The organism is Pseudophaeobacter arcticus DSM 23566, assembly GCF_000473205.1.
Taxonomy (GTDB): Bacteria; Pseudomonadota; Alphaproteobacteria; order Rhodobacterales; family Rhodobacteraceae; genus Pseudophaeobacter; species Pseudophaeobacter arcticus.
The window spans coordinates 1978679-1989130 of record NZ_KI421507.1; the positions used below are offsets into that span (position 1 = coordinate 1978679).

Below are 10452 nucleotides of genomic sequence, written 5' to 3' on the forward strand. Positions count from 1 at the left end.
CGCCTTTATTCTACCCATGTTTCATTTGGCCATAAATATCCCGGGGGAGCCGGTGCCCGGCACCGGCGGGGGCTGGCCCCCGCCACATACCCACCATCGACTTGCCCACCCTCAACTTGCCCACCTTCAACAGTCCCACCAACAAAATGAAACATGCTGACAAAAAAGGGCGGTTCCCCACTTCAAATCCGTGCCGCAATAGCCTATGTTTACCCTGTTCCCTCGGGAACTATGAACATAAATGCGCTCGTAATACACGGATCGGACCCGGGGGCGGTACCCGGCGACTCCACCAAACATGCTTCATTTGGGCATCATGGGGTCGAAATAGGATCGACGGACGTCTAAAGGGGTTAGCTTTGTTTCGGCTGTCTGCCACCGTTATCGGCGAAAACTGTACAATTGCAAATGACAATCGTGCTCCGGTAGCCCTGGCTGCGTAAGCAGTTCGGAAAACCGAAACTTAAGTCCTTTCGCCTAGCAGCGATTGGCGGGGTTCGCAGGTACCTGGCAACAGAAACCTGCACTTCCCCCCTCTGCCGCTCTGCCGCGCTTTTTGTCTGCGACCTTATTGTCGACAGGAAACTCTCGTTTGCGCGCCTCTCTGTCGGCGGATTTCCGTCTTTGCGGGGGCTATCCATCCCCCATTGGCCGATAGCGCCACGCCGCCGCGCTTCCGCCCAGGCACAGTGGACCGCCCCAGGGCCCCTGCTTGACAAATCACTGCCTTGATCGCATCACTGGCCGCAGAAGAACGCGGCGAACGCCCTCTGGCGCCAGCCAGTAGCCTGCCAAAGCCCCCCTGCTTGCGAGAAGACAGCTCTATGGCTCCCCCAAACCCCCTGCCCTGGTTTTGGATTTCACCGGCGCTCAGCGTTCCAACCAGGCATCGCACGCGCGATATCCCCATGGAATTTGCGCTCAGCGGCCTGGCCGGGGGTGCGCCACAGGATTTGCCAAGGGACAAAATGACATGACAACAGTGTCCTGGCGCGACATGTGGCGGGTCTTTGGCAAGATCGGCCTGATGAGTTTTGGTGGCCCCGCCGCGCAAATTGCGGTGATGCACCGCGAGCTGGTGGAAGAGCGGCCCTGGCTGGACGAGGAGAGCTTTCTGCGCGGCCTGTCCTTTTGCATGTTGCTGCCCGGACCCGAAGCCATGCAGCTGTGCACCTACACTGGCTGGCGCCTGCGTGGCTTCGCTGGCGGGCTGCTGGCGGGCCTGCTCTTCGTGCAGCCCGGCGCTCTGGTGATTGCAGCGCTGGTCTGGCTTTACACCGTCTTTGGCGCACTGCCCGCGGTGCAGGCGGCCTTCCTCGGCATCAAGGCCGCAGTGGTGGTCATTGTGGTGCAGGCACTCTGGAAGTTGAGCCACAAGGCCTTGAAACGCCGACAAGACTGGTGGCTGGCCGGGTTTGGGTTTGTTGCCCTTTTTGCCTTTGACCTGCCCTTTCCACTGGTGATCCTGGGGGCCGGTCTCTTTGGCATGGTAACCCTGCCTGGTTCATCTCAGGCCCGCTCACCCGCAGCAATCTGCGAGCCGACCACCAAAACCCGGGCCACGATTGCGACCGCGCCGCAGCTGCAGCTCCGACACACCCTGCGCACCAGTGTCATCTGGGGTGGCTTGTGGCTGCTGCCACTGGTGCTTCTCAGCCTCGCAGGAGCTGATTTTCTGGCCAGTATCGGCTGGTTCTTTGCAAAATTGGCGGTGGTGACCTTTGGGGGCGCCTATGCGGTGCTGGCCTATATGAGCCAGGCCGTTGTGCAGCAACACCAATGGATTACCGCCGGAGAGATGATCGACGCGCTTGGCCTGGCCGAGACCACCCCCGGTCCCCTCATCCTGGTGACCCAATTTGTCGCCATGCTAGCGGGGCTGAAACAGGGTGGTTTTGCGCTGTACCTGGCAGCCGGAGCAACGGCGCTTTGGGCCACTTTCATGCCCTGTTTCCTTTGGATCTTTGCCGCCGCCCCCTATGTGGAGCGCCTCGCCGCCCAGCCGCGCCTGTCCGCAGCGCTCAAGGCGATCACCGCCACGGTTACCGGCGTGATCTTCAACCTGATGGTCTGGTTCACCCTGCATGTGCTGTTTCAAGAGGTGTCTCATCTGCAAGGCGGGCTGCTGACAATGCCCTGGCCCAATCTGGACAGTCTGGACATTTCCGCCTTGCTGCTGACCCTGTTGGCGCCGCTGGTCGCCTATGGACTGCGGGGGCGCCTGTTCTGGCTATTGGCGCTCATGGCCCTGGCCGGTCTGATGATACAACCCCTGCTGACCCTGACATAGCCAGGGATGCCCTGCCGATGGCAAGGCGGCTGCACCGGCTAGAGTCCCAAATTAATGACAAAAACTCGTTGAGCGCCTCTTTAGTTTCTGGCAGAATCCCCTATGCTGGTGCAGCAATTTAACAGGGGTGTCATTCATGTCCCGCGAAATCGACTACGGCAATCTGATGCACTCCGCCATGCGCGGCCTCATTCGCACTGTCCTGCAGGATGTTGCGGACAAGGGTCTGCCGGGAAATCATCACTTTTTCATCACCTTTGATACCAACCATCCGGATGCGCAATTGGCAGACTGGCTGCGGGATCGCTACCCCGGTGCCATGACTGTCGTAATGCAGCACTGGTATGACAATCTCGACGTCGGAGAGGATGGCTTTGGCATCACCTTGAACTTTGGTGATGCGCCAGAACCGCTGTATATTCCCTATGATGCGATCGAGACCTTCGTGGATCCCTCGGTGGAATTTGGGCTTCGGTTTGAATCAGCCGAAGACGACGACGATGAAGATCCCACCGATGATGATCATGACAACGACCCCCACGACGACGACGAAACACCACGTGCCTCTGACGGGGATGTTGTTTCTCTGGACAGCTTCCGCAAGCACTAATGCTTTCCCCGTGCCCACCGCTCTGGTGGTGCAGCGGAGCCAGAGCGTGCCGCGGGAGCTAGATGGTGTCGCGGGACGGTATTGGTCCAGACAGGCAAGGTCGCGCCCCCTGACAGCACCAAACATGTGATCCCGAGTGTTTAACCTTGCGAGACTTTGACTTTGCGAGGCTTTGACCATGAAGGGGTGACCGCGAAAGTTTGAGCTGGCGCAAGACAAGCCGTGGACCTGTCTGCCGACTACGCCCTGCGAAAGCGGGTCAAGTCAAAATCAAACTCTAACAATCTGTTTTAAAAAGACTTAATAACCTTGCCGCAGCATTCACGCGACAAAGATCCCGCATGCAAACGCCTTGCTATCTATCAACCGCTGGTGGGCCTCACTGACGAAGAAGCTCAGTCTCTATCCGGCGAATAGGCTGGCCATTTCGATGCGTGTTAAAGACCAAAGACAGCCCATTTTCCGTCAGGCGGCGATCATATTGCTGCATTTCATAATCGCCATTGTGATGGATAAACATCGAAAACACCGTCAGCGTATCCCCGGTTAGCCGCGCCCAGACATAGGGCTGCCCCTTCATCGGGTCCTTCTGCACCTCATGCCCAAAGACATTGCGCTGCATGGCCGCTGCGTAAATCCCGCTGCGGTCGCTGGGAATAAATTCAACCGCGTAAGACTTCTCGCTGCGCCGCCCATCCTCTTTTTCGGTGACTGTACTCCACTGAACCTGGAAGCCTTTGTAGGTCTCGGCAATCACAATGCTCAAATCGCGCTGATCCTTTGTGCCGTCGCTCATCAGCACTTCGGCCGATCCGCTATAGCGGCCGACAAAATCGCCAATATCATGCGCAGAGGCCCGCGCCACATGACCAAAAACCAGAACAAAGGTCAAAACCAGCAAGGGAAGACTTGCAGGCAAGGTCCCCAGCCCAAGTGGACCTGCCCCTGTGGCACCCCGTGCAGTGGCTCGAGGGAAGGATTCGACCAATTGCGTCACTTTAATCTCCAATGCTGCACCCAAAGTGGGTGGTTGGAGTTTACTGTAAAGATCTCAGCGCGCCTGGCAATGACATGGAACAAGCCCGTTCTGGAGAATTCTCCCTATACCCCAGCTGGTGATAGGCTATGCTGCGCGCAACTGGCCAATTGCGTTGCAACAGCGCAGAGGTTACACGGCATGCAACGGCATACCATACGGAGATAGACACGATGTCCGATACCCGCACCGAGACCGACAGCTTTGGTCCGCTAGAGGTTCCTACCGACAAATATTGGGGCGCTCAAACCCAGCGCTCGCTTATGAATTTCCCCATCGGCTGGGAAAAGCAGCCCGTCGCCATCGTGCGGGCACTGGGCGTGATCAAACAGGCCTGTGCCATGGCCAACAAGGCCTCTGGCAAGATGGAAGACCGCATTGCTGATGCCGTCATCGCCGCTGCAGGCGAAGTGATTGAGGGCAAGTTTGACGACAACTTTCCATTGGTGGTCTGGCAGACAGGATCTGGCACCCAGTCCAACATGAACTCCAACGAGGTGATCGCCAACCGCGCCATCGAAATGCTGGGCGGCGTCATTGGCAGCAAAGACCCGGTTCACCCCAATGACCACTGCAATATGGGTCAGTCCTCCAACGACACCTTCCCCACCGCCATGCATATCGCCACCGCCATGTCGGTGCGGGACGTGCTGCTGCCCGGTCTGGAAAAACTCGCCAAGGGTCTGGAAGCCAAATCCGAAGAGTTCAAGGACATCATCAAGATTGGCCGCACCCATACCCAGGATGCGACACCGCTGACACTGGGCCAGGAATTTGGCGGCTACGCCCACCAGATCCGTCAGGGGATTGCCCGGGTTGAGCTGGCCATGCCCGGCATCTATGAGCTGGCACAGGGCGGCACCGCCGTTGGCACCGGGTTGAACACCCAGAAAGGCTGGAGCGAGACTGTTGCCGCTAATATGGCCGCGATTACCGATCTGCCTTTTGTCACCGCCCCCAACAAATTCGAAGCCCTGGCCGCCCATGATGCCATGGTCTTCCTGTCGGGTGCCCTCGCGACCATCGCCGGGAGCTGCTACAAGATCGCCAGTGACATCCGCTTCCTGGGTTCCGGTCCCCGCTCCGGTCTGGGCGAGCTGATCCTGCCCGAGAATGAGCCTGGCTCTTCCATCATGCCCGGCAAGGTGAACCCCACCCAGGCCGAAGCCCTGACCCAGGTGGCCGCCCATGTCATGGGCAATGACGCTGCAATCAAATTTGCCGGCAGCCAGGGCCATTTTGAGCTCAACGTCTATAACCCGATGATGTCCTACAACCTGCTGCAGTCGATCCAGCTCTTGGGCGACGCCGCCGACAGCTTCACCGAACGGATGCTCAACGGCATTCAGGCCAATGAGCCCCGCATCGAAAAGCTGATGAAGGAAAGCCTGATGCTGGTGACAGCTCTGGCGCCAACCATCGGCTATGACAATGCCACCAAGGTCGCCAAGACGGCGCATAAAAACGGCACCACCCTCAAAGAAGAAGCCATCGCGCTTGGCTTTGTGGATGAGGCGACGTTTGACGCGGTTGTGCGCCCCGAGCAGATGATTGGTCCCAAGGACTGATGGGCAAGCCGGTCAATCTGAACCGGTTTCGGAAAACACAGGCGCGGGCCAAGGATAAGGCCCGCGCCGACCAGAACGCTGTGAAATTTGGCCGCAGCAAGCTGGAAAAATCGCTGGAAGAGGCCCGCGCCGCACAGGCCAAGCGCGCGCTGGATGGCCACAAGAGCGACGAATGAACAGCCGGCCACGCAAACACTCTTTGACCCTACGCGGGCATCGCACCTCGGTCTCGCTGGAAGATCCCTTCTGGCTGGAGTTTCGCCAGATCGCAGCAAGAACAAATCGCCCAATCAATGAGTTAGCAGCCGAAATTGATGAGGTGCGCGGCGCTGACTGCGGCCTGGCCTCAGCCATTCGCCTGTTTGTCCTGCGTGATCTGCAAGCGCGGCTCGCCGCTCAGGACTGATCTGCCTCGCCGCGCGGGGTAAACTGCAGCCAGATGCCGTTTTTTGATCGCACGGTCAGATGCGCCACTGGCACCGGCTCGGCGCCGGATTTGCAGGTGATTTTGAAATGCCGCAGGATCAGCGACAGGATCAGCGGCCCCTCCACCATGGCAAATCCGGCGCCGGGGCAGACGCGTGGCCCTGCCGAGAACGGGATATAGGCCTCGCGCTGGCATTGTTTACCATTCTCCGTTTGCCAGCGGCTGGGGTCAAATCCGTCCGGGTTGTCCCACAGCCGCTCGTGCCGGTGCAGATGCCAGGGGCTCAGCACGATCTGCGCCCCCTTTGGCACCAACCGGTTGCGGAAGGTCACCGGGCAACTGGCCTCGCGCACCATCATCGGCACCGGAGGGTAGAGCCGCAACGCCTCGCGAAACACGTCCCGCGACAGGCGCAGCTTTGATATGGCGCTAAAATTTTCATCCTCCAGCGCCTCAGCCTCCAGAACCAGCTGGTCTTGCCAGTCCGGGTAAAGCCCCATCAGGTAAAGCGTCCAGGCCAGCGCGGAGGCGCTGGTTTCATGGCCGGCAAGAAAGAAGATCGCCACCTGATCCACCATCTCCTGCGCGTCGAACCGCTCACCAGTGTCAGGATCGCAGGTGGTCATGATTTTGGTCGCCAGATCCTCTGGGGCGGTCCCGGCCTTGATCGCCGCCATGCGGGCTTCGGTCAGCTTGGTGATCAGGGCCCGGATCACTTTGGCATTGGGGCGGGTGCCGCGACGAAAGAACCGGGGCATCCATTTGGGGAGCGGCACAAAGGCCGCCAGGTTCAACAGGGGTTGGCTGCGCTGATAATTGCGAAAGCGGGTAAAGACCTCCCCCGCCACTTCGTTTTCGATCGGGATTGAAAACAGGGTGCGGAAAATCACATCCGCCGCCACATGGCTGGTGATCTCTTCGGCCTCGATCTTTGCGCCCTGCCCGACCTGGCGCTGCAACCGCACAATGGCCGAGTCAGCCGCAGCCCGCATCGCCGGATAGGTCGCCTTGAGCCGACCACCTTCAAACGCGGGATCAATGATGCGGCGCTGGCGTTTCCAGGTCTCACCATTGGTCAGGAAGACAGAATTCCCCAGCAGCGGCTTTAGCCCCTCGGCAATGCGGTCGGATTTGGGGAAGACATCAGGCTCTTCTTTCAGCACCCGCTTGATCAAATCCGGCTGGTTGATCAGAAAGGAACGAAAACTCGGGGCGCGGAATTCGGCCATCCAGGCCCGATAGAGCTTGGCCGGTTGCGCCGACAGGATATCGTCGCGAAACAGCCGCACATAGCGCCACAATGACACACGCACAGGGCGCGCCTGTGGTTTTGGCGGCTGGGGCCTGGGCACCTCTGGTTTTGGCTGGGGGCCGGGTTTATGGTCAGGCGCGCTCATTCTGGCGACACCGAGGTATATTTGGACACAGGCACATCAATCCGGCTGGCAGAGGCCCTGCGTGTTTTATAGCGCTGCCGCAGCGTTTGTGCCCCCGCTGTGATGCGGAAATAGTCATAGTCGCCAGGTTGGTCAAAAGCGCAAAGATATTGGAAATGCAGGCGGAAAAACCGCCAGCGCAGCGCGGCCCACCGCGCCGGGCTCAGCGTCTGGGTGAAGGCGGCGGAAAACACCAGCGGCCAGCGTTTACCCGCTGGCGCAACGCCGCTCACCGCAACCGGATCACACAGCGCAAAGGCGCAGCCATCGCCCGGTGCCGAAACATCAATCCAAGCAATTTCATCGCGCCGTGACAGATATTGCAGATCGCTGCGCAACCGGCTGGCACGGGGCAGGAAAGACACCATCGGCACCACCTGGCCCAGGGTCAGAAAGCCGATTTCGGGGTATATCTCTGGCAGCCCCACGCGGATGAGATCCGCCAGAACCGACACCCCGACATGCGCCCCCGAGGAATGGCCAACCACCAATATTTCATCAATATCACCCGCAACCAAGGCCGCCGCGATCTCTTGTTTAAAGGCAGCAATCCGCGCCTCCAACTCTGGTGGGTTTTCCCCGCGCGAAGCTGCCGAATAGGCGTAGTCATGCATCAGATAATAGGCAAAGAACTTGCCGTCCTGCTGTTTGAACCATCTGAGCAAAGCCCCCGCCGCCACAACGCCAACGCCCCAGCCGGGCAGCAGGGCGAACCAGGGCACCTGACCCATGAGCCGCGCCATAGCCGCCGCCCATGCAGCCCCACAGGCCCAGAGCAGCAGCAAGGCCAGGAGCGCCTGCACCAGCAGCATTCCAACCGGGTAGAGCGCGGCAATCACCGGGCCTTTGCGCAGCTGCATAAGGCGGCCCAACGTGCCAGAGGCTATGTAGATCCAGGCGGTACGGATCAGTTGCAGATAGGTTCCCACAATCGAGGCATCCATGCTGTCGCGCACAATATCGGACCAGACAAGCACGCTGAACTCGGTTTGCACCCGCTGCCCGTCGATCTCACCCGTGACCTGCCAGCCGTAGGGGCGCTGCCCTGCGCCTTTGCGGGCAGGAACCTGCGGCTGCAAAGAGATCCGATAGTTGCTCAGCTCTGCCTGAGCGGCAGATTCCTTGCGGTACAGCTCGCGGTAGCGGCGGGGGTGTATGGGATCATAACCGGGGATATAAAATACCCGCCGCGCCCGCACCGGCGTGGCTGGGTCATCTGGCCTGCCCTGTGCCTCCTGCCCGATTGTGCCCCGCACTATGCTGTCCATTCCCTGGCCTCGTTCTTTGGCCTCATTTCCTGGCCTCGTCGTCTTTGACGCCAGAGTAGTCGAGATTTCCGGCCAGAGTAAGGCCGAGACTGGACCAAGACTGGGCTATAGCTGAGCTATGGCTGGACGAAGACCGGGCCTGCCTGTGTACAAAGAAAAAAACCTCCCACTGGCGGCACCCAGAGGAAGGTTTGGCGAAAGATCCGCAATGGTCGCCTGCGGCTTAGCCCAGAGTGGCAAGGAACGGAAAGGCTTCGAGCAACCACCAGGAGAAGGTCGAGAACAGCCCGGTGACCAGCATAAAGCCCACCAAAAGCAACAGCCCGCCCATGAGTTTTTCGATCAGGCCCATATGGCGCTTCATCCGGTTCATCACCACCATCGAACGGTTCAGGAAGATCGCCGCCAACAAAAACGGCACCCCAAGGCCAAGCGCATAGATCCCCAACAACAAGGTGCCGCGACTGACCGAGGCCTCGGATGCAGCAAGCGACAGGATCGCCCCCAATTGCGGGCCAATGCAGGGCGTCCAGCCAAAGGCAAAGGCCAGCCCCAGCACATAGGCCCCCAGCACCGATCCACCGGCCTGACCGGCATCAACCCGCGCCTCGCGGTCCAGGATGGGAATGCGGAACACGGACAGGAAGTGCAGGCCAAAGATGATCACCACAACACCCGAAGCCTGGGCGAAAAGCTCCTGATTTTGCAGCACAAAGGCACCAAAGAATGAGGCGGTGAAGCCCAGCAGCAAGAACACTGTCGACAGCCCCAGAACAAAAAACAGCGCCGACAGAATTACCTTGCGCCGTGCAGCGGCAGTTCCCTGCATCTCGCCAATCGAGACGCCGCTCATATAGGCGAGATAGGGCGGTACAATTGGCAGCACACAGGGCGACAAAAAGCTGACCAATCCCCCCAGGAGCGCCACAAACATTGCAGGCAAAAGCGCTGCATCTATGATCTCAATTCCAAACATCTCGTTCCCCTAATACAGGCGTTGACGACCCATAGACCAGCCAGTGCCAAAGGTCACGAGGCGCATTGGTCACATCCTTGTGGACAGCGCGTGAGCGGCGGCTTATCTGGATAAGCATGACTGATTTCCCTACCGATAGCGATGCCACCCTGGATGCCATTGGCCTGCTCTGCCCCCTGCCCGTGCTAAAAGCGCGCAAACGCCTGAAAGACATGGCGCCCGGCGCGGTCTTGCAGGTTCTTGCAGATGATCCGGCAGCCATTATCGACATCCCGCATTTCTGCGCCGAATCTGGCCATGATTTTCTTGGGCAAACCAGCCAGGATGACCATCAGATCTACCAAATTCGCAAAACCGGCTAACCAGCAGCCCCCGGCCACCCCCGGTCAGCTGGATCCCAACCAAAGCGGCCTCGCTGGCTCAGACTGGCTCAGACAGGTATTGATCCCGCAGTTGGCGTGTCCTGGCTAAACAGGTTCAGCCAGCCCTGCCCCTGCCGCTGCCAGATGGATGACACATACATCGCATCTCTGCTGGCGGTTCCGGGGCGCTGATACAGTGCCAAATAGGACAGGCAGACATGATCCTTGCCCATCTGCAAGAGCCTGGGCTCGGTGAGCTCAAATGAGCTGACAGTCGGCCCTGCTTGCAGTTGATCGCAATGTTCGGCCCGGGTGGCAAAACCGCTGGGGTAGACGCCCAGAAAATCAGCGTGGAGCGCGGCCTTGTCTGCTTCTGGATTGCCATCGACCAGGGCCTGCCAGACCCGTGTTTCCTGCTCCAGGATCTCAGTCAACAATCCAGAATGCCCGTTGTTCGTCATCATCACGGCCCCCATGTG

At 59.5% G+C, this 10452-nt stretch carries 11 protein-coding genes and 1 other RNA gene; 7 read left to right on the top strand and 5 right to left on the bottom strand.

Annotated elements, in window-relative coordinates; all coding sequences use genetic code 11:
- Window positions 1–177: 177 nt before the first annotated feature.
- From ssrA to ARCT_RS0113520, 3 genes are all read left to right on the top strand, one after another.
- Window positions 178–528: a transfer-messenger RNA gene (gene ssrA / locus ARCT_RS27565) on the top strand.
- 445 nt (window positions 529–973) lie between these two features.
- On the top strand, window positions 974–2290 hold the full coding sequence (chrA, locus tag ARCT_RS0113515; RefSeq protein ID WP_027240559.1) for a chromate efflux transporter: 1317 nt from the start codon (window positions 974–976) through the stop codon (window positions 2288–2290).
- 136 nt (window positions 2291–2426) lie between these two features.
- Window positions 2427–2900 carry an SspB family protein gene (locus ARCT_RS0113520; protein WP_027240560.1) on the top strand — a complete coding sequence of 158 codons (474 nt, stop codon included), beginning with the start codon at window positions 2427–2429 and terminating at the stop codon, window positions 2898–2900.
- Between the two features lie 379 nt (window positions 2901–3279).
- Here the strand turns inward: ARCT_RS0113520 and ARCT_RS0113525 are convergent, their stop codons facing one another.
- The gene (locus ARCT_RS0113525; RefSeq protein ID WP_036785849.1) at window positions 3280–3798 is read right to left on the bottom strand and encodes a hypothetical protein; all 519 of its coding nucleotides are present in this window, start codon (window positions 3796–3798) and stop codon (window positions 3280–3282) included.
- 311 nt (window positions 3799–4109) lie between these two features.
- On the opposite strand from ARCT_RS0113525, the gene fumC reads away from it, so the two are divergent.
- The 3 genes from fumC to ARCT_RS0113540 are packed head-to-tail and all read left to right on the top strand — an operon-like array spanning window position 4110 to window position 5910.
- A complete protein-coding gene (gene fumC, locus ARCT_RS0113530) occupies window positions 4110–5504 on the top strand; it encodes a class II fumarate hydratase (RefSeq protein ID WP_027240562.1) in 1395 nt (464 codons plus the stop codon).
- A complete protein-coding gene (locus tag ARCT_RS0113535) occupies window positions 5504–5680 on the top strand; it encodes a DUF4169 family protein (protein WP_027240563.1) in 177 nt (58 codons plus the stop codon). Before fumC ends, ARCT_RS0113535 begins: the two co-directional genes overlap by 1 nt.
- Window positions 5677–5910 (top strand): ribbon-helix-helix domain-containing protein, encoded by a 234-nt coding sequence (locus tag ARCT_RS0113540; RefSeq protein ID WP_027240564.1) that lies wholly within the window; start codon window positions 5677–5679, stop codon window positions 5908–5910. Before ARCT_RS0113535 ends, ARCT_RS0113540 begins: the two co-directional genes overlap by 4 nt.
- Here ARCT_RS0113540 and ARCT_RS0113545 read toward each other — a convergent pair.
- The 3 genes from ARCT_RS0113545 to ARCT_RS0113555 all read right to left on the bottom strand — a co-directional run bounded on the left by ARCT_RS0113545 (window position 5901) and on the right by ARCT_RS0113555 (window position 9611).
- A complete protein-coding gene (locus ARCT_RS0113545) occupies window positions 5901–7328 on the bottom strand; it encodes a cytochrome P450 (RefSeq protein WP_051360748.1) in 1428 nt (475 codons plus the stop codon). The genes ARCT_RS0113540 and ARCT_RS0113545 overlap by 10 nt on opposite strands.
- A complete protein-coding gene (locus ARCT_RS0113550; RefSeq protein ID WP_240476319.1) occupies window positions 7325–8635 on the bottom strand; it encodes a hypothetical protein in 1311 nt (436 codons plus the stop codon). The genes ARCT_RS0113545 and ARCT_RS0113550 overlap by 4 nt, the downstream gene beginning before the upstream one ends.
- Window positions 8636–8858: 223 nt before the next feature.
- Entirely contained in the window at window positions 8859–9611 is a 753-nt protein-coding gene (locus ARCT_RS0113555) for a cytochrome c biogenesis CcdA family protein (protein WP_027240567.1), read from the bottom strand.
- A gap of 116 nt (window positions 9612–9727) precedes the next feature.
- Between ARCT_RS0113555 and ARCT_RS0113560 the strand changes: the two genes are divergently transcribed.
- On the top strand, window positions 9728–9973 hold the full coding sequence (locus tag ARCT_RS0113560) for a sulfurtransferase TusA family protein (RefSeq protein WP_027240568.1): 246 nt from the start codon (window positions 9728–9730) through the stop codon (window positions 9971–9973).
- Between the two features lie 68 nt (window positions 9974–10041).
- On the opposite strand, the gene ARCT_RS0113565 is transcribed toward ARCT_RS0113560, so the two are convergent.
- Window positions 10042–10437 carry a nuclear transport factor 2 family protein gene (locus tag ARCT_RS0113565; RefSeq protein WP_322786422.1) on the bottom strand — a complete coding sequence of 132 codons (396 nt, stop codon included), beginning with the start codon at window positions 10435–10437 and terminating at the stop codon, window positions 10042–10044.
- Window positions 10438–10452: the final 15 nt, after the last annotated feature.